The organism is Sulfurospirillum halorespirans DSM 13726, from assembly GCF_001723605.1.
Classification (GTDB): Bacteria; Campylobacterota; Campylobacteria; order Campylobacterales; family Sulfurospirillaceae; genus Sulfurospirillum; species Sulfurospirillum halorespirans.
In genome coordinates, this window is the sequence record NZ_CP017111.1 from 91,441 (window position 1) to 111,073 (window position 19,633).

Sequence of the window (19,633 nt, forward strand, 5' to 3'; positions counted from 1 at the left end):
AAAGAAGTGATTGTGGAGTCATTAGGCTCCACAATGTCGAGTTATATCTTTAAAATAGTGTTTATTAAAATGATTGAGATTGTGCCAAATATACAAAACCTAGAGCAAATAAAACAGCGTTAAGAAGCGTCATAGCCAATCCAACTTTTGCAACGTTTAACTTTTTCATCGTTGTAACTCCTTTTTTGTATTTTCGGAATTATATGTATATTAAACTTAAAACTAAGTAAATAAAATAAAAATAATTTCATGTATTGAAAATTGGTAACCTTTCTACACTTCAGTTTGAATGAAAATAGCTTAATTAATCATATAAATTAAGCTATTTATAAGTATAATAGACGTAGTTACGCTTTGGGTTTGTAGCCTATTCTAAAGCCACCCCAATGGCGCCCTTTAATGTAGATGGGGATTGAAATATCGTGCATCACATCACCATTTTCCCGACGGTACGTTTGAAGTAGCACGCGCTTTTCATGGTTCGCACCTCTGACACCACTGTCGGTGAAGATGCGTTTGGAGCGGTTGCCAAAGAGATCTTTTTCATAATTGCCTGTAAGTGGAGCACGCGCGTTATGCGTGGAGATGTAGCCTGATGTGTGCATGGCGACCGCATAAAAAAGCGTTTGCGCATTCTCTTTCATTAACGTATCCACAATATCGGGGAAGGTTTGGTCGGTAAACGCATCGTATGCGGTGGTGTATTTTTGAGGATTGGTATTGGGGATTGGCTTAAAACGGGTATCAAAAATGGCTTCAAGGGTGAGTTTTCCACTCTCAATGGCCTTTTCAAAAAGCGCTTCAACGCGCGTTTTGGCATTTAAACAACGCTGATACATTTTTTCATGGTATTCATCCATCGCAAACGCACTGAGGTTTTCATGCGCTTCTTCAGATCCTAGGATGATCGCTTGCGTCTGCCCCGAGATAGCTTTCATCTCTTGCGTGCCCGATTCGAGCTGTTCACGCATTTTTAAGATCATCTCTTTAATGCCCAGCAACTGCTCGCTGTTATAATCTGAACTCTGTGCGATAGTTCCAATTTGGTGCTCAATCTTTTCTGCATTCCCAATAAAATGTTTAATCTCATCGCCCACATGTTGCACGGTATTGGCTGCACGTTCTATCTCGTGGCGCAGGGCTTCGATACTAGTGTAAACTTCATTGGTATCGTGTTGAATCTGCTTTATAATGAGGGTGACTTCGCTGGTTGATTGGGAGGTGCGCTCTGCTAGATTGCGCACTTCATCGGCAACCACAGCAAAACCACGTCCATGCTCACCTGCACGTGCTGCTTCGATGGCGGCATTGAGCGCAAGCAGGTTGGTTTGATCGGCAATATCATCAATGACAGTCGTGACATTTTGAATGGTGATGGATTTTTCTTTTAGATGATTTACTTTTAAAGAGGCATCGGCTGTTTGGGTATTAATAGTATTCATGCGAACAATAATATCGTTGAGCTCCGCAATGCTTTGTTGGCTCTCTTTCATGGAAAGTTTGGCAAACGAAGAGGCTTCTTGGGCGTTAGAACTGACTAAATGAACGTGTTCAAAAATGTTTTGAGTTGAGTTTGAAATTTCTGCGATGGAGTGTGCTTTTTCTTCAAGCTTCTTCGACATCGCATCAATCGAATACATCAGTTGCGCCGTCGCTATGGAGTTCTTGCCCGCACTTTGGGAGTAGTTCTCACTCAAATAGGTTAAGAGTGTCACAAGTGTATAGATTCTAGGAAAAAGTGTACTCAATAACGTGTTCTGTTCGGTTACATGTAAAAACTTTTTTTGGTAGCCCTCGCGCACGGTTTTATCTCTCGCATCAAATTGAGACAGGAGTTCTAGAGCATTGGAAAGAGGTTGAATGATGATTTTAAAGAAGATACCTAGAAGAGCCCCCAAAGAGATCACTGCAAAGAGTGCAACCCAAAAAGGCTCTGCCACACGCCACGCCACAAGAAAAAGTGCGATGCCTAAGAGAATTATAACAGCGCTGATTTTAAGAAAGTAACGTTGAAGCATAGTGTCCCTTGAAATAAAATGAAGATGTATGAGCGTAACATATTTAAATGACAAAAGTATAAAAACACGTAAGCGTTGAAAAAAAATGGGTTTAAGTGTTTAGATTTGCTACTCATGAAAAAAAGAGCAAAATTAGGATAAAATTGCACATTTAAAACCTCAGGAGCGATACAGTGTCGAGTATCTCAAAATATAGCAAAATTAATAGTTTAAAATCCGTCAAAAAATGCCTTTTCCCCGCCGCAGGTTATGGAACACGCTTTTTACCAGCCACCAAAGCGATGCCTAAAGAGATGTTACCGGTTCTTACCAAGCCTTTGATTCAGTACGGTGTTGAAGAAGCTGTGAGTGCAGGCATCGATACAATGGCGATTGTTACAGGTCGTGGTAAACGAGCGATTGAAGATCACTTTGATGTCAGTTATGAGTTGGAACACCAAATCAAAGGCACCTCAAAAGAGAGTTACCTGACTGAAATTAGAAATTTGATTGATAATTGTACCTTTAGTTACACCAGACAAGTCGAGATGAAAGGTTTGGGTCATGCGATTCTCACTGGTAAAACACTTATTGGTGATGAGCCGTTTGCGGTTATTTTAGCCGATGACTTATGTGACAATAACGATGAAGACCCTGTGCTTAAACAGATGGTCGAAGTCTATGAAAAGTATCGCTGTTGTGTGGTTGCAATCGAAGAAGTACCAAAAGAAGAGACCAATAAATACGGTGTGATTGATGGCAAAATTGTTGATGGCAATGAGTCTGTGCTTCGTGTTTCAAACATGGTTGAAAAACCAGACCCAAAAGACGCGCCAACCAATTTAGCGATCATCGGTCGCTACATTTTAACCCCCGATATTTTTGATGTGATTGAAAATACCAAACCGGGAAAAGGTGGCGAAATTCAGATCACCGATGCACTTTTGGAACTGGCAAAACAAGGTAAAGTGATCGCGTATAAATTCCAAGGAAAACGATTTGACTGTGGCTCTATCGAGGGCTTTGTTGAAGCGACCAATTACTTCCACGATAAAGCAAAATAACGCTTTTTAATCTTTACATGTAAGCCTCTTGACCCCATAACAAGAGGCTTTCCGCGCATAGTCACTTTTCTTCACCGCTTGGGAATAAACCCTTTATTAGCTTACATTCGTTATAATCAAGGCATTAAATAATAATGAGGCGGAAGAGTATGTCCAATCACGAAACGAAGTATATTTTTATTACCGGAGGCGTTTTAAGCTCTCTTGGTAAAGGCATAGCAGCGGCGAGTATCTCGACACTTTTAAAAAATGTTGGCTTTAAAGTCAGCATCCTTAAAGCAGATCCTTACATCAATGTCGATCCTGGGACGATGAGTCCTTTGGAGCATGGCGAGGTTTTTGTGACCGATGATGGCGCAGAAACGGACCTTGATCTTGGACATTATGAGCGTTTCTTAGATGAAAATCTTACCCAAGCGAATAATTTCACCACAGGACGTGTTTATTCGGCAGTCATTGAAAAAGAGCGTCGAGGCGATTACCTTGGTAAAACGATTCAAGTGATTCCTCACATTGTGGATGAAATTGCCAATCGCATCAAAGAAGCGGGTCGCGGTCAAGATATTTTGATCGTCGAGATCGGTGGAACCGTGGGCGACATCGAAGGACTTCCGTTTTTAGAAGCGATTCGTTCCCTCAAAAGTGAGCTTGGAAAACGTCGCGCGATGAATATTCATCTTACTTTGGTTCCCTTCATCAAGGCTGCGGGCGAGCTTAAAACCAAACCAACCCAGCACTCGGTTCAAGAGCTTCGTCGTATCGGTATCACCCCTGATATGTTGATCTGTCGCTCCGAATACCCGCTTCCAAAAGAGCTTAAAAATAAACTAGCATTTTCATGTGGCGTTGAGCGCAATTCCGTCATTGAGTGTCTGGATGCCACGACCATTTACCAAGTGCCGCTTAGTTTCCTCAAAGAGAATATTTTAGCGCCGATTTCAGAAGCACTGAATCTGGGAGATCTTACACCGCATATGGATGAGTGGGATATTTTGGTCAAACGTGTCATAGCACCTCGTGATGAGCTGATGATCGCCTTTGTAGGCAAATACCTTGACCTCAAAGAGTCGTACAAATCACTCACCGAATCGTTGATTCACGCAGGGGCAAATCTCAATGCCAAAGTGAAAATTCGCTGGGTTGATTCTGAGATGATCGAAGAAAAAGGGTGTGAAGAGATACTCTCCGATGTCGATGGTATTTTGGTTGCAGGCGGTTTTGGTGAGCGTGGTGTTGTGGGTAAAATGGCGGCAATTTGTTATGCGCGCGAACACAAGATTCCTTACCTTGGAATCTGCCTTGGCATGCAGCTTGCGATGATCGAATTTGCACGCAATGTTCTGCACATCGAAGACGCTAATTCGGCAGAATTTGATGCTACATGTAAAAATCCTATTATCTATTTGATCGACTCATTTATGGATGCCAGCGGTCAAAAACAGCTTCGTACGTTCCAAAGTCCATTAGGCGGTACCATGCGTTTGGGCGGTTATGAGTGCGAAACCAAAGAGGGTTCACTGCTCCGGTCTGTTTATGATGGCGCTAAAGTGATTCGCGAGCGTCACCGCCATAGGTATGAAGCCAATCCAGCGTACCGCGAAGCGTTTGAAAAAGCAGGTCTCATCGTGAGTGGTGAGAGCGAAGGCTTGATCGAAGCGGTGGAGCTTAAAGGGCATCCATGGTTTTTGGGCGTTCAATTTCACCCTGAGTTTACCTCACGTTTAACAAACCCAAACAAAACCATTTTAGGTTTTGCTAAAGCGGCTTTGTTACAACGTCAAAATGGCTAGTTTGCTGACCAAAGAGGAGATAAAACGGATTCTTCAAAGCAGGTTCGAAAATGACGAGTGCACCCGTCTAAACGAGATTCCTAAGCCCTCCTCTTTAAAAGATATTGCGCGCGCCTCAAAACGTATTGTCCATGCCATGAAAAATCATGAACGCATTGCGATTGTGGGCGATTACGATGTGGATGGCGTGATCTCTTCGGTGATTTTAAGCCAATTTTTTGATGATTTGGGGGTGGATTACTCGTTGATCATTCCTAACCGTTTTACCGATGGCTATGGCTTAAATCCAGACATCGTTGCCAAACTGGATGTGCATGTGATTATCACCGTCGATAACGGCATCTCTGCGATTGAAGCGGCGCACATTTGTAAAGAGCAAGGGATTGATCTTATCATCACCGATCATCACAGTGTTCCTTCCATCTTGCCCGATGCGTACGCGATTGTCAATCCCAAGCAAGAAGATTGTGCTTTTCCGCATTGTGAAATTTGTGGCGCGCAAGTGGCGTGGTACTTGGTCGCAGCACTCAAAGAAGAACTTGGCGTTGAGTATGATCTCTCTAGCTTTTTAGACTTGCTGTGCATCGCCATTATGGCAGACATGATGGCACTGGTTGGGATGAACCGCGTGATGGTTAAAAAAGGGATTGTCGAGCTTAACCACTCCAAGCGTGCCGCCTTTGAAGCGATCAAGCAGTACTTTGGTAAAGCAACCTTGGAAGGCGATGATATTTCATTTTTGATAGCACCTCTGATTAACAGCTCAGGGCGCATGGAAGATGCGATTTTCTCGTATGAATTTTTGAAATCCAAAAATGTGAATGACGCACTGGTTAAACTCGATTACATTGTCTCATTGAATGAAGCGCGCAAAGAAGAAGAGCGGCTTTTATTTGAAGCCACGCTTCCGTACGTCAAAGAGGGTGAAAATATCATCGTGGCGTGGGGTGAAGAGTGGCATGAGGGTATCGTAGGGATCGTCGCTTCACGGCTTTCTAAACGCTTTAAAAAGCCTGCGATTGTCTTTTCTATTCGCAATGAGAAAGCCAAAGGGAGTGCGAGGGGCATTGGTGATGTCGATATTTTAGAACTGATTCGCTCCCAAGAGGCGATATTGCTCGGTTACGGTGGTCATAAAGGGGCTGCGGGTGTTTCGATTGAGATCAAACATTTGGAGCAGTTTCGTGCCAATTTAGAGCAAGCATCGAGCCATTTAAACAAAGAAGCCTTGGAAGCGGATAATGATCTTTTAGGCGAAATCAGCGCCGATCAGATTGATTTTGAGTTACTCGAAATTTTGGAAAACCAAGAACCTTACGGGCAAAAAAACCCAAAACCAAGCTTTTTACTGCGCAATATCGCGGTGAAAGTCGATCGATTGATTGGTAAAGATGGACAACATTTGAAGCTTATTTTGCAAGAGGGAAGTAATGCCCTTGAAGCACTGTTTTTCAATTACGATATGAAAGCCAAACAAGGCGATCACATCGACATTCTCTTCACCGTTTCGCGCAATGACTATCGAGGGCTTGTGACGCCTCAGCTTTTAATTAAGCAGATCGTGAAAAAGTATTAGAAAAATGTACTAAAACTCTCTTCCATCTTTAACAGGTACAAAGAGGCAATCCCCGATTGTCTCTTTGCGTATGCCCTCTTCTGTTTTGATAAAACGGGTAATGATCTGTTTAGTACCTTTTTCAATGGGCGCAACCAAAATCCCCCCTACTTTTAACTGTTCAAAGAGTCTTGGCGGCACTTCTGGCGTCGAAGCAGAAAAGAGGATACGATCGTAGGGAGCAAACTCTCTCCACCCATTTTGCCCGTCGTCAAAACGCGTGTGAATGTTAGAAATTCCCAAGAGTTTAAAACGCTCACGCGCCTCTTTTAGTAGGCGTTCGATGCGTTCAATCGTAAAAACTCTGCGGATAATTTTACTGAGAATAAGCGCTTGATAGCCACTGCCACAGCCGATCTCCAAAACACTGTCCGCACCTTTACATGTAAGCGCTTCGGTCATTTTAGCAACCGTCAGAGGCGAGCTGATCCATTGGTTCGCAGCCAAGGGCAGAGCGTCGAGTTTGTAAGCGTGCATGCTCATGCCTTGTGGCACAAAAAGCTCACGCTCACTCTGGCAGAACGCGTCATACACGTTGGGGCTGATGGGACATATTTTGGCGATTTCATCTACCATTTTCTTGTGTTTTTGAAAACTGATTTTCTCTTTAAAGTGAGCCGTTTGCGGCATTATGGTTTAATCCTATATCAAGGTATCGTCGCATTTTTTTGATCTCGTTCGTATCAAAAGAGTGCAGTATTACAGTAGCGCTATCATCGCTCGTTACCTCGCCAAATGGGGAGATAATCGCACTGCCTTTTGCCATACTCTCATCCGCTCCATTAGCACACAGCACATAGGCTTGATTGGCAATGGCGAGTGCGGTCGTGAGTATCTCAAAGTGCTTTTTGCGAAGCGTGCCCCAGTAAGCAGGGACTAAAATAAGATCCGCCCCTTTGATCTGCTCCCAAAGCTTTGGGAAGCGAAGTTCAAAGCAGATAAGTACAGCAATTTTTATTCCATCCACGTCGATGATGCCAATCTCTTCAGGGTTTCCTGCTTGAAAATAGTGCTCTTCTTCGCCTAAGGGGAACAATGTTGCCTTTGCGCGCGAGAAAATAAGCGCTCCATGGTGAAACAGTTTGAAGTTATTTACATAGTCAGTCTCTGTTTTTTCAATTAAAGTGAGCCCAAATGTTTTACATGTAGAAAGTTTTTCAAGTTTTGGAATAACCGAAGCCGAAAAGACTGCGGCTTCTTCCATCGCGTCGTAACTGTAAGCGCTTAAGCAGAGCTCCGGCGCTAACGCGATGCAATTATCAGGTGTTTGCTCAAGAAGTGTTTGCAACGTCGCAAAATTTTCCCCAAAGCTTCGTCCTTCATAGGCAAATTGTAAAGCGCAGAGCATCGGTTTAGAAGTCATCGAACGTTAGACTTCCTTTGCTGTAGTTGGAGACATTGCCTTCAAAAAAGTTGGTTTTTTGGTCGTTAAATTTCGAAAAGTCATCGACCCATTTGATCGGATGTTTCGCGTTGTAAAGCTTCTCAAAACCCACAGCGGTTAAACGGTCATCAATGAGGTAGTGAATGTACGTCTCGATGATGTCATCGGTAAAGCCCATAATTTGATTTTGGGTGATGTATTTGCCCCACTCGATCTCAAGATCGCCTGCTTTTTGGAACATATCGTAGACTTTGGCTTTGAGTTCCGTGGTGAAAAGATCAGGTCGCTCTTTTTGAACGGAATTAATCATGTTTTGAAAGATCAGAAGATGCGTAATTTCATCGCGTTGAATAAAGCGAATCATCTGCGCACTGCCAAGCATTCTTCCTGCGCGTGCAAGCGCGTAAATCGCGGTAAAACCAGAATAAAAATAAATGCCCTCTAAGATTTGGTTGGCAAACATCGCTAAGACGAGTTTTTCATCGGTCACATCGCCTGCGAGCTCTTCATACACGCTGGAGATATAGTCATTTTTGCGACGCAAAACCTCATCGTGTTTTTCCATCTCGTAAATCAAATCGGTGTTGTCGCAAATCGCTTCGACCATAACGGCATACGATTTTGAGTGGTTCGCCTCTTCGTAGGATTGACGTGAAAGACACGCATTGATCTCGGGTGCGGTGATGTAAGGATTGATGTTATCGGTGAGGTTATTGGTCTGGAAACTGTCCATGCTGATCAGTTGTGACCACACCAGATCGTACATCCGTTTTTCGGCATCGGTGAGGTTGCGGTTGTAGTCGATGACATCTTTAGTCGTGTCGACCTCTTTGGGAAACCAAGTATTGGCCTCCATCATGTCCCAAAGTTTGAGTGCCCATGTGTATTTTGCTTTGGTAAAATTTAAAATTCCGTGTGGATTTCCGCCAAAGACTCTGCGATCATTGATGCTCTCATCTGAGTTTGGGTTGTAGATTTTCTTGCGCTCCATTGCCATTCCTAATACGTTAATCTAGGAACTATTTTATCGAAAATTTCTTAATTCTATGGGCAGTAAAGGGTTTAGTTGGCTCACATCAAACTGATTTTGTTGCTCTTTTGTTGCTTTTACATGTAAATCATTTTAAAGATGCTAAACTCCCGTGCAGACAGTTTTTTAACGCACTTTTGAGGAGAACATCAAGCACGATGAAACAGCACCCAAAGCCACATAACGATGAAATCGACGCTTTATGGGAACAAGCGCTAAACCTTCATAAGCGTTCACACGACGATGAAGCTCAAAAACTGTATGAGAAACTTTTAACCATTCAGCCGCATGCACACGCTTACTACAATTTAGGCACGATTTTTCAAAAACAAGAGAAGCTTGAAGAAGCCATCGAAATGTATGAAGAAGCCATCGCATTGCAGCTGAATCATCCAAATGTTTATTACAATTTAGGCGTTATTTTTAAAACACAAAATAGATTTGAAGACGCTGCTACACTCTACGAAAAAGTCATCGCACTGAGTCCAGATCATGCCAATGCCTACACCAATTTAGGCAATATTCGCAAAGAGCAAAACAGACTTGAAGACGCGATGGCATTCTATGAAAAAGCGATTGCTTTAAATCCAAACAATACCAATGCTCACCTTAACAAATCGCTCATTCTTTTGGCAAAGGGCGATCTTTTAGAGGGGTTTGCGCTGTATGAAAAACGAAGACCCGCAAGAGCGTTTTTAAAGCCTACTTGGAACGGGGTAGATTCGTTAGTGGGTAAAACTCTTTTGATCTATTCTGAGCAAGGATTTGGCGATACCATTCAGTTTTGCAGGTATATCGAAATGGTTGCAAAACTTGGCTGCATGGTCATCTTTGAAGTCGCAAAGCCGCTTTTACCGCTTATGCGTCAATTACGTGGCGTTTCTTGTTTTGTGGAAAAAGGTGAAGCTTTGCCACCGTTTGATGTCCATTGCTCACTTTTAAGCCTTCCTTTTGCGTTTCAAACCACGTTAGAGAGTATTCCTTCAAAAGAAAACTATTTGACTGCTGATCCTCAAAAAGTTGCTGATTGGCAGAAGTTATTAAGTGGGACAAAACCCAAAGTCGGGTTGGTTTGGAGCGGTAGCGAGACCAATAAGGGTGATGCGTATCGAAGTATTTTTTTAGAAACATTGCTTGCATCTCTTCCCAAAGGTTTTGAGTATATTTGCTTGCAAAAAGAGGTGCGACAGAGTGATCACACTGCTTTAGAAAATTCTCCGATCCGTTTTTTTGGGGAAGCACTGCATGATTTTAGCGATACCGCAGCGGTCTGTTCTCTTATGGATTTGGTGGTAAGTGTCGATACAAGTGTTGCACATTTATCTGCGGCTTTGGGTAAAAAAACTTTGGTGCTTCTGCCGTTTGCTCCTGATTGGAGGTGGCTGCTTGAGCGAAACGATAGCCCTTGGTATCCTACGATTCAGCTTTTAAGGCAAGATACAATGGATGATTGGCAGAGTGTGTTACACCAACTTAACCAAATATTTCTTAATTTCGAAAGGCAATAGGAAGTAAGCTCAAAAGCTCCGTTTGATCAAAAGCACGTATTTGTGGAGCAGTATGACCCATCGTTTCGGTTACATGTAAATAATTTTGCAGGTAATAAACACCTTGATAACCTTTTACATGTAAATCTTCAATGATCGCATTGATGTCAGCAGTTGTGAGCAGATCACGGTGCAGTGTGGTACGCACTTCAAAAGGGAATTGGCTTTGAATAAGCAGGGTTAAACTCTGCTCAAAGCGCTCAAAATGGCGATGATGCGTTAGGGTTTCATACTGCTGTTTTGGGGCTTTATAATCAAGCGCTATGTAGTCCACAAGCTTTTGATCGATTAAACGCTCTAGTAGCTCTGGATTGGTGCCGTTGGTATCAATTTTAATCTTATAGCCTAAGGCTTTAATCGCTTCGCAAAAGAGCTCAAGATGTGGGTAAAGGGTACATTCGCCGCCACTTAAAACGACACCATCCAGACGGCCTTGGCGACTGCGTAAAAATTGAAGGGCACATTCGAGGTCAATCGTTCCAGTTTCGCGTACGATTTGAGGATTGTAGCAATATGGACACGCCATATTGCACTTGGCAAACCAAAAAATAGACGCTAGATGATCGGGATAATCCAGCGTCGTAAATTTGGTAATGCTGTGGATTGCCTTATCGGCAAGAGCATTTTTCAACAAATTGAATGCGCTCTCTGTGTTCGCCTGTTTTACCAACATTAAAACTCTCTACGGGTCTGTGGTAGCCCATAACACGGGTGTAGACGATACATTTGGTACGTTTTTCTTTTAACTTCTCTAAAATTTCGGTTTGACTCACGATACTTCTCCTTTTTTGAATTGTTCGACTAATTCTTCATCGCATTTCGGGCAAAATTCATGCTCACCACTGATGTAGCCATGCTTCTCACACACCGAAAAGACGGGTGTGATCGTAAGGTATGGCATACGGTAGTTCGTAATGACATTTTTAACCAACTTTTTGCACGCTTCACTTGAACTAATGCGCTCTTTCATATAAAGATGCAGAACGGTTCCGCCTGTATAGGAGCATTGAAGGTCATCTTGGAGATCCAATGCTTCAAAAGGATCATCGGTAAAATTCGCAGGAAGTTGAGAGGAGTTGGTGTAATAGACATTTTTTCCCGATCCTGCTTGGATGATCTCAGGGTAGCGTTTTTTATCTTCTTTGGCAAAACGGTATGTCGTTCCCTCTGCGGGAGTTGCTTCAAGGTTGTAGAGATTTCCACTCTCTTCTTGATACGCGACCATTTTGTTGCGCACAAATTCTAAGATTTCGTGAGCAAATTCCATTCCATACTCATCGGCAATTGTGTGTTTGTCATCTGTAAAGTTACGGATCATTTCATTGATTCCGTTTACGCCAATGGTCGAAAAGTGACTGTTAAATCCTGGTAAATAACGTGCCGTATAAGGGTAAAGTCCACGGTTGTACATCTCTTGAACGAACACACGTTTTTTCTCGAGTGTCGATTTTGCCAAATCCATCAGGTATTCAAAGCGCTCCATCAACTCCGCTTTATTGCCTTTGTAAAGATAGCCAAGACGTGCCATATTAAGGGTTACGACACCGATGCTTCCTGTCATCTCCGCACTTCCGAAAAGTCCACCACCGCGCTTTAAAAGCTCTCTAAGATCGAGTTGCAAACGACAACACATGGAACGTACGTGACCAGGTTTATAGGCTTTGGGGTTTTCGATGAGTTTTCCATCCACATCTCTAACGTATTGGCTTCCGATGAAGTTTTGAAAGTACGAAGAGCCTATTTTGGCAGTATTTTCAAAAAGGAGTTCGGTGTTCTCACCATCCCAATCAAAATCTTCGGTAATATTCACGGTCGGAATCGGAAAGGTAAAGGGTTGACCTGTTTTATCACCCTCGGTCATCACTTCATAGTAGGCTTTATTGATCTGATTCATCTCTTTTTGGAAATGTTTATAGGTCATCGCCTCCAGTGAGTTCACACCGCGTTTTTTTGCCTCTTCAATCAGCTCTGCATCGTTAATCTCTTTGAAAAGATGGCGTTGGTTTGACGTTGGGATTTGATCTGCCAAATCGGTTGGCACGGTCCAGTCAATCGTAATGTTGGTAAACGGACTTTGTCCCCAACGTGCAGGAACATTGAGATTGTAAATAAAGCTACGAATCGCTTTTTTAATCTCTTTGAATGAGATTTTATCTTTAAACGCGTACGGCGCTAAGTAGGTATCAAATGAGCTAAATGCTTGTGCCCCTGCCCATTCGCTTTGTAAAATGCCTAAAAAGTTTGCCATCTGCCCGAGTGCTTCACGAAAGTGCATCGGAGGGCGACTCTCCACGCGACCTCTCACGCCGTTAAAGCCTTCATCCAAAAGTACGCGAAGGCTCCAACCTGCACAATACGCGGTTAAACAATCCAGATCATGGATGTGGTAGTCGCCATTACGGTGGGCTAAACCCTCTTCTTTGGAGTAAATTTTATCGAGCCAGTAGTTAGCGATGACTTTGCCTGCGGTATTGTTCACAAGTCCCGCATTGGAGTAGCCGGTGTTGGAGTTTGCTTTAATTCTCCAGTCGCTTTTGCCAATGTACTCTTCAATCGTTTGACTGGAATTGACATAGGTTGTATCTTCACTCAGCCCGTAAATATGCTCGCGTTGCATTTTGTGGGTATGGCGGTAGAGAATGAAAGAGCGCATCACATCAAAATAGCGTGATTTGTAAAGCTCTTGTTCGATCATATCTTGGAAGTCTTCGACCGCTGCTACCCGTTTCTTCTCGATCCGCTTTTGAATCTCTTTGAAAATGCTTTCATCGTAAGTGACACCTTCACTTTTAAAGGCCTTTTTGATGGCGTCTTCGATCTTGTAGGGTTGAAATTCTTCGGTTGTACCGTCGCGTTTGAGAACTTTGGTGAGCATGGTTATCCTAGATTTAAAAGTAGAGAAGATTATAGTAAGTATAAAATTTAAAGAAACTTAATAATTAACCTGAAACACTTATGTCACAGTTTGTAAATATAGCTTTTTTGGCTGCTTTTCTTAATGCGGTAAGTGTCTTAAATATGGGATTATAGTCAATTTTATGCTTTTAAATATTAAAATTTAGAATTAATTTTTATTTCAAGTTATACTGTGTCAAGCGCGCGCTTGAGCGCTGCGTTTACATGTAAAACGGTTGTGTCAAACAGCGGTAAATGGCAGCTTCTTTGATCCAGTAAAAGACCAATTTCAGTGCAGCCCAAAATAACCGCATCAATCGTTTGATCATGACGTTTAAGCGCATCGATGATGTTTAGAAAAATCGCTTTGGAGGCTGTTTCAATTTTACCAACACACAGCTCATCAAAGATAATGCGATTGATTTTTTCGATAGACGCAGCATCAGGAATAATCACCTCAATCTGATGGGCATTTAAAACCTCTGTGTAAAACGTCTCTTGCATCGTAAACTTGGTTCCAAGCAAAATAGCTTTACGCGCACCTTGCGCATTGAGAGCGTTTGCCGTCGCTTCGGCAATGTGCAAAAAAGGTGTTTTAATATGTGGCGTGATGAGCGGAAGAATTTTGTGCATCGTATTGGTGCACAGGAGTATAAAATCAACCCCTGCGCGCTCTAATGAAAGTGCTGCTTCTTGAATGAGCACAGCTGCCTCTTCCCATTTGCCTTCGCTTTGAAAGCGTGCAATCGGTGCAAAATCAACGGAATAAAGGATGATCTTAGCGCTATGAAGCCCACCGCATTGTGCTTTGACTCCCTCGTTTAAAAGTGAGTAATAACTCTGCGTGGACTCCCAACTCATGCCACCGATCAATCCTATTGTTTTCATTTGCACCTTTACATGTAAAGCATTTTTTTATTGACAACCCTCGCACTCAATGCTACGATCGGCCACTTCAAGCTTGTTTTCAGGCGATTGAGAGCGTAGGTAATAGGTCGATTTAATGCCGAGTTTCCATCCGAGCATATAGATGTCATTGAGGTACTTTCCGCTAGCTTTATCAAGGGTGATGAAAATGTTAAGGCTTTGCCCTTGATCGATCCATTTTTGACGAATTGCACCTGCTTTGATAAGCACTCTTTGATCCAGTTCGTAAGCGGGCGTGTAAAAATTCCAGGTATCAGGACTCAGGTTTGGAACGACCACTGGGATCATGCCTGAGAGATTCTCTTCAAACCATTTGCGTTTATACACAGGCTCTATCGTTTGCGTTGTACCCACGAGAATAGAGATGGAACTTGTTGGTGCCACTGCCATCAAATAGCCATTGCGCATACCATTCTTTTTCACTTTTTCTCTCAAACTGTCCCAGTCGTACATGTAACCAAACAGTCCACCACGATCGACCAATTTTTTCGCCTCTTCATTGGCAGTGTCGATTGGGAAAATGCCTCGGCTCCATTTTGAGCCATCAAATTCGGGGTACATCCCTTTTTCAATCGCAAGGTTGGAAGAGGCAAGAATAGCGTTGTAACTCACGGCTTCCATCACTTCGTCGATTTTGCTAAAGTGCTCGTAGCTCCCCCATGCGATGTGTTGTTCTGCCAGCATTTGGGCTTCGCCCATCACCCCTAAGCCAATAGCGCGTGATTTAAGGTTGGTGTGTTTGACTTTGGCATGCGGATAGAAGTTCAGATCAATCACGTTATCGAGCATGCGAATTGCAATTGGAACGGTTCTTTCAATATCTTCTTTGGTATGAATCAGTGAGAGATTGACACTGGCAAGGTTACACACGGCAGTTTTTCCCTCAACCATCTCTTTCTCAACAATGAAAATATCTTTGCCATTGATGCTATCCAGCGCCGTTACTTTTTTGGCCTCTTTGGTTACGCCACTATCGACTTTGACCAAGTCGCTCTCTTCATAGGTATCAATGCTCTGGTCGTTGTAAACAATCTTGATTTTATAATGATTCGGTGCCGTATTTTGAAAGATCTCGGTGCAAAGATTGGAGCTTCGAATGATACCCGTATGATCATTAGGATTAGCACGATTGGCATTGTCTTTAAAACAAAGGAATGGGCTTCCGCTTTCAAAATAGCTGGTTAAGATTTTTTTCCACAACTCTTTTGCAGGTACATACTCTTTAGAAATAGCATCGTTTTGCTCATACGCTATGTAACGACGCTCAAACTCTTCGCCGTACACTTCAGCAAGATCGCCCGCTTCAGCAGGATCAAACAGTGTCCACATCGCATTGGCTTCAACACGTTTCATAAACAGATCATTGATCCAGAGTGCTGGGAAAAGATCGTGTGCACGACGTCTCTCTTCACCCGAATTTTTCTTAAGGTCTAAGAAATCTGAGATGTCCATGTGCCATGGCTCTAAATAAACCGCAATGGCACCTTTACGCGTTCCGAGTTGATCAACGGCAATGGCGATGTCATTGGTGATTTTAAGAAAGGGAATAACGCCACCTGCGGCGTTTTTATGTCCATCAATCATTCCACCCATCGAACGAACTAAGTTCCAATCCCAACCAATGCCACCACCAAATTTACTCAGCAGTGACATCTCTTTGTAAGAGTCAAAAATACCTTCGATATTATCAGGTGTACTTCCGATGTAGCATGAGCTGAGTTGATGACGTGTGGTTCTCGCGTTGGAAAGTGTTGGGGTTGCGAGCATCACTTCAAATTTACTAATCACATCGTAAAACTTTTTCGCCCAATCTTGTGAGTTCAGCTCATTTTGCGCTAAAAACATTGCAATCGCCATAAACATATGTTGTGGCAATTCAATCGGTCTTCCTTGTCGATTTTTGATCAAATAACGATCGTGAAGGGTTTTAATGCCAAGATAGGTAAATTGAAGATCCCTCTCAGGTTTGAGATGCGCTTCAAGATCATTAAGATCGTATTTGGCTTTCATACCAAGCGCGATACGTCCCTCTTTTTCACCACGATCGAGATACTCAGCAAAACTTCCATACCCCGTAAAGCCATTAACTTTATGGTAAAGATCATACAGAAACAGACGTGCTGCAACAAAAGTCCAGTTGGGACGATCAATATCGATCTTATCCACCGCCGTTTTAATCAATGTTTTTTGAATCTCTTCCGTGGTGATTTGATCGCGAAACTGAATCTTTGCATCAACCTCAAGTTCACTCTGAGAGACATTGTCCAAACCTTTGATGGCAGAGCTGGTATATTTTTGAATTTTTGAGATGTCTAGTGGCTCAATGCGACCATTACGCTTTTGGACGGTTAACATTATTTGAACACCCTTTGAAAGATTTTATCGACATTCTTTGTATAGTAGCTATAGTCAAAACACTCTCTGATTTCTGTTTCACTCAGTTTCGCTCTTAAATCTTCATCGCCTAGCAAGTTTTGAAGGTACAAACTTTCTCCTTCGCTGTTAAGAGCTGGTTTTCCATGCTGAAGATCTTCCCAGACTTTCATCGCATTGCGTTGAACGATTTTGTACGCATCTTCACGCGATACATTTTTAAGGGGAAGTTCGAGCAAAATGCGTTGAGAGAAAACAAGACCGCCTGTGAGGTTAAGATTGCGCATCATATTGTCTGGATAAACCACCAGTTTTGAGATAACACTATTAAGGCGATTGAGCATGAAATCGGTCGTGATAAATCCATCTGGTAAAATAAAACGTTCAACCGAGCTGTGACTGATGTCGCGCTCATGCCATAATGCGACGTTTTCCATAGCTGGAATCGCGTAGGATCGAATCATGCGGCAAAGTCCTGTAATGTTCTCACTGAGGACTGGATTGCGTTTGTGAGGCATTGCAGAGCTTCCTTTTTGTCCTTTTTCAAAGAACTCTTCACATTCATACACTTCGGTGCGTTGATAGTGGCGAATAGCAACCGCAATTTTCTCACAACTTGAAGCTAAAAGAGCAAGTGCATTTATCAGTGCAGCATAACGATCGCGTTGAATGACTTGGTTTGAAACAGGAGCTGGTGTTAGCCCAAGGTCTTCACACACATACTCTTCAAGTTCAATGGGGGAATGTGCCATATTTCCCATTGCTCCACTGATTTGTCCTACAGAAATGACTTCCATCACATTTTCAAGATTTTTGAGGCTGCGTTTGATCTCTTCATACCAAATAGCAAGCACCAAACCAAAAGTAATAGGCTCACCATGAATGCCATGGCTTCGTCCGACCATTAAGGTCATCTTGTGTTCCATCGCTCTGGTTTTTAATGATTCCATCAATGTTTTGACGTCTTCTATAATTACATGTAAAGAGTCGCGCATCTGAAGTGCAACAGCCGTATCGATACAATCCGAACTGGTCATGCCATAATGCACCCACCTACTCTCTTCACCAAGGCTGTCTGCAACACTGGTTAAAAAAGCGATAACATCGTGACGGGTTACTTTTTCAATCTCATCAATACGGTCAATATTAAATTTGGCATTCTTAACGATTTTTTCACAATCGACATCTGGAATGAGCCCTAATTTATTCCATGCTTTGGTTGCGGCTTTTTCGACCCTAAGCCATGCGTCGTATTTTGCCTCAATTGTCCAATGCTTTTTCATCTCTTCTCGTGCGTAGCGCTCTACCATTCTCATTCCTTGTCTGTTTGTGATTTTTCTGTGATAAAATACGGTGAATTTATCTATTATTGCGTGTTTTATGTAATGATTTATTTTAACAATATCGGACTAAAAAAGGGTTGAATTTTGGCGTATACTTTGAAAAAGTTTGTTCTTGAAAAACCAACACTTGCCTTTCGTTTCTTGATGGATACCTTTGAGATTCGTATGGGTGAAGCACAAAAAATGATTGACAAGCGACGTGTTTTTGTTGAAGGTGAACAGCTTCTGAAAAAATCAACAGTGATCGTAGGAAATATTAGTGTGGTCGTTTTTGAAGGTGAATCCAGAGGATTGGTTCCTGTTTTTGAGACAGAAGATTTTGCTGTATTTGAAAAGCCCAGTGGTGTGATGATGCACCCACGAAAGCGCAGTGATGGTTATACGCTGAACGATGAAATAAAATCATTGTACGGAAATGATGCTAATGCGGCACACCGGATTGATAAAAGTACGAGTGGGTTGGTTTTGGTTGGCAAACATAAACAAGCCGAAATTGAGCTCAAACGTCTTTTTGCAACGAGACAGGTTCAAAAAAGTTATTTGGCGTTGGTTCATGGGAAAATGGATGATGTGCTGATGATCGATGAAAAACTCAAACGCGATGTTGAGACCAGTCAAATTCGCCTCAAAGTCCATGTGGATGAGAGGGGCAAATTCTCTCAAACAAAAATAACCCCACTCCACTATTTTGAAGACAAAAATGCCACATTGGTTGAGGCGATTCCGTATACAGGTCGTCAACATCAAATCAGGGTGCATTTGTTCCACGTGAAACATCATATCGTTGGTGATCCCATTTATGGTGTTGAAGAAGAAGATGCTGAACGTTTTTTAGATGGTACAATGAGCCTAGAAGAACAAATCAACCTAACCCACAGTTCACGTCTTCTTTTGCATGCACAAACCTTAGCATTTGAATATAAAGGGATTTCTTATAAGATAGCATCACAGTTTGATGCTAAAATTGAATTTTACACATTGATGAAAGGTTAGAGATGAAAACAGTTGTTATTGATGGTATACGCGTTGCTCCAAGTAAGGTTGTTTGTATTGGACGAAATTATGTTGAACATATCAAAGAGTTAAACAATGAGGTTCCAACCTCGATGGTTCTTTTTATGAAACCTAACGCAGCACTCAGCAGTGAGTTAATAACAGGTGCGCAAACACCGCTGCATTATGAAGGTGAAATCTCTTTTTTAATCAAGCAAGGAAAAATCTGTGCGGTTGCTTTTGGACTCGATTTGACTAACCGTGAATTACAGAGTGAGCTTAAGGCAAAAGGGTTGCCATGGGAGCGTGCAAAGGCTTTTAATGGTGCTGCTGTTATGAGTCCGTTTGTCAGTATTGATGAATCTGACGTTAACAAACTCTCGATGCAATTATGTATTAACGGTGTGTTAGTACAAGAAGGAAATATTGATCTGATGATTCACAAACCTTTGTCTGTTATTACTGAGATTAACTCCTTTTCAACACTGATTGATAATGATATTGTGATGAGTGGTACGCCAAAAGGAGTAGGGAGTTATGTCAAAGGAGATCTGTTTATTGGTAAGATTTTTATTGCTGATAGAGAAATTGTTTCTCAGGAGTGGATCGCAAAATAAAAGAATAGCGCTTTACATGTAAAGCGCTTATTTCTCTTTTTTAAAGAGGACGGTTACC

At 42.3% G+C, this 19,633-nt stretch carries 17 protein-coding genes; 6 read left to right on the plus strand and 11 right to left on the minus strand.

Features of this window, described 5'->3' with window-relative positions:
* Nucleotides 1-64 precede the first annotated feature (64 nt).
* Together SHALO_RS15460 and SHALO_RS15465 are read right to left on the minus strand one after the other, a co-directional pair.
* On the minus strand, nucleotides 65-169 hold the full coding sequence (locus SHALO_RS15460) for a valine--tRNA ligase (RefSeq protein ID WP_145923207.1): 105 nt from the start codon (nucleotides 167-169) through the stop codon (nucleotides 65-67).
* Between the two features lie 178 nt (nucleotides 170-347).
* A complete protein-coding gene (locus tag SHALO_RS15465) occupies nucleotides 348-2,018 on the minus strand; it encodes a methyl-accepting chemotaxis protein (protein ID WP_069476893.1) in 1,671 nt (556 codons plus the stop codon).
* Nucleotides 2,019-2,191: 173 nt separating this feature from the next.
* On the opposite strand from SHALO_RS15465, the gene galU reads away from it, so the two are divergent.
* The 3 genes from galU (at nucleotide 2,192) to recJ (ending at nucleotide 6,427) form a co-directional block, all read left to right on the plus strand.
* On the plus strand, nucleotides 2,192-3,061 hold the full coding sequence (galU, locus tag SHALO_RS00455; protein ID WP_084010627.1) for a UTP--glucose-1-phosphate uridylyltransferase GalU: 870 nt from the start codon (nucleotides 2,192-2,194) through the stop codon (nucleotides 3,059-3,061).
* 149 nt (nucleotides 3,062-3,210) lie between these two features.
* Nucleotides 3,211-4,851, plus strand: a complete 1,641-nt coding sequence (locus SHALO_RS00460; RefSeq protein WP_069476894.1) for a CTP synthase — start codon at nucleotides 3,211-3,213, stop codon at nucleotides 4,849-4,851.
* A complete protein-coding gene (recJ, locus tag SHALO_RS00465) occupies nucleotides 4,844-6,427 on the plus strand; it encodes a single-stranded-DNA-specific exonuclease RecJ (protein WP_174543294.1) in 1,584 nt (527 codons plus the stop codon). The genes SHALO_RS00460 and recJ overlap by 8 nt, the downstream gene beginning before the upstream one ends.
* A 9-nt stretch (nucleotides 6,428-6,436) precedes the next feature.
* Here recJ and SHALO_RS00470 read toward each other — a convergent pair whose 3' ends face one another.
* Genes SHALO_RS00470 through SHALO_RS00480 form a run of 3 tightly spaced genes read right to left on the minus strand, consistent with a single transcriptional unit; the run spans nucleotide 6,437 to nucleotide 8,841 of the window.
* On the minus strand, nucleotides 6,437-7,096 hold the full coding sequence (locus tag SHALO_RS00470) for a protein-L-isoaspartate(D-aspartate) O-methyltransferase (RefSeq protein WP_069476895.1): 660 nt from the start codon (nucleotides 7,094-7,096) through the stop codon (nucleotides 6,437-6,439).
* Nucleotides 7,074-7,829: a carbon-nitrogen hydrolase family protein gene (locus tag SHALO_RS00475; RefSeq protein ID WP_069476896.1), complete on the minus strand. Its 756-nt coding sequence runs from the start codon at nucleotides 7,827-7,829 to the stop codon at nucleotides 7,074-7,076. Before SHALO_RS00475 ends, SHALO_RS00470 begins: the two co-directional genes overlap by 23 nt.
* Nucleotides 7,819-8,841 carry a ribonucleotide-diphosphate reductase subunit beta gene (locus tag SHALO_RS00480; protein WP_025343310.1) on the minus strand — a complete coding sequence of 341 codons (1,023 nt, stop codon included), beginning with the start codon at nucleotides 8,839-8,841 and terminating at the stop codon, nucleotides 7,819-7,821. The genes SHALO_RS00475 and SHALO_RS00480 overlap by 11 nt, the downstream gene beginning before the upstream one ends.
* Before the next feature lie 197 nt (nucleotides 8,842-9,038).
* On the opposite strand from SHALO_RS00480, the gene SHALO_RS00485 reads away from it, so the two are divergent.
* On the plus strand, nucleotides 9,039-10,388 hold the full coding sequence (locus SHALO_RS00485; RefSeq protein ID WP_069476897.1) for a tetratricopeptide repeat protein: 1,350 nt from the start codon (nucleotides 9,039-9,041) through the stop codon (nucleotides 10,386-10,388).
* Here the strand turns inward: SHALO_RS00485 and SHALO_RS00490 are convergent.
* The 6 genes from SHALO_RS00490 to purB all read right to left on the minus strand — a co-directional run bounded on the left by SHALO_RS00490 (nucleotide 10,369) and on the right by purB (nucleotide 17,932).
* Nucleotides 10,369-11,058 carry an anaerobic ribonucleoside-triphosphate reductase activating protein gene (locus tag SHALO_RS00490; RefSeq protein WP_238585262.1) on the minus strand — a complete coding sequence of 230 codons (690 nt, stop codon included), beginning with the start codon at nucleotides 11,056-11,058 and terminating at the stop codon, nucleotides 10,369-10,371. The two genes, SHALO_RS00485 and SHALO_RS00490, sit on opposite strands and share 20 nt — an antisense overlap.
* The gene (gene nrdD / locus SHALO_RS15245; protein ID WP_025343313.1) at nucleotides 11,036-11,200 is read right to left on the minus strand and encodes an anaerobic ribonucleoside-triphosphate reductase; all 165 of its coding nucleotides are present in this window, start codon (nucleotides 11,198-11,200) and stop codon (nucleotides 11,036-11,038) included. Before nrdD ends, SHALO_RS00490 begins: the two co-directional genes overlap by 23 nt.
* Nucleotides 11,197-13,302, minus strand: a complete 2,106-nt coding sequence (locus tag SHALO_RS00495) for a ribonucleoside triphosphate reductase (protein ID WP_069476899.1) — start codon at nucleotides 13,300-13,302, stop codon at nucleotides 11,197-11,199. The genes nrdD and SHALO_RS00495 overlap by 4 nt, the downstream gene beginning before the upstream one ends.
* A 206-nt stretch (nucleotides 13,303-13,508) precedes the next feature.
* Nucleotides 13,509-14,210, minus strand: a complete 702-nt coding sequence (locus tag SHALO_RS00500; protein ID WP_069476900.1) for an aspartate/glutamate racemase family protein — start codon at nucleotides 14,208-14,210, stop codon at nucleotides 13,509-13,511.
* A gap of 27 nt (nucleotides 14,211-14,237) precedes the next feature.
* Nucleotides 14,238-16,604, minus strand: a complete 2,367-nt coding sequence (locus tag SHALO_RS00505) for a ribonucleoside-diphosphate reductase subunit alpha (protein ID WP_069476901.1) — start codon at nucleotides 16,602-16,604, stop codon at nucleotides 14,238-14,240.
* Nucleotides 16,604-17,932: an adenylosuccinate lyase gene (gene purB / locus SHALO_RS00510; RefSeq protein WP_069476902.1), complete on the minus strand. Its 1,329-nt coding sequence runs from the start codon at nucleotides 17,930-17,932 to the stop codon at nucleotides 16,604-16,606. Before purB ends, SHALO_RS00505 begins: the two co-directional genes overlap by 1 nt.
* 117 nt (nucleotides 17,933-18,049) lie before the next feature.
* Here purB and SHALO_RS00515 point away from each other — a divergent pair, with 117 nt between their 5' ends.
* Both SHALO_RS00515 and SHALO_RS00520 read left to right on the plus strand, forming a co-directional pair.
* Nucleotides 18,050-18,958: an RluA family pseudouridine synthase gene (locus SHALO_RS00515; protein WP_084010630.1), complete on the plus strand. Its 909-nt coding sequence runs from the start codon at nucleotides 18,050-18,052 to the stop codon at nucleotides 18,956-18,958.
* A gap of 2 nt (nucleotides 18,959-18,960) precedes the next feature.
* Nucleotides 18,961-19,575 (plus strand): fumarylacetoacetate hydrolase family protein, encoded by a 615-nt coding sequence (locus tag SHALO_RS00520; RefSeq protein ID WP_069476903.1) that lies wholly within the window; start codon nucleotides 18,961-18,963, stop codon nucleotides 19,573-19,575.
* The last annotated feature ends 58 nt before the right edge of the window (nucleotides 19,576-19,633 follow it).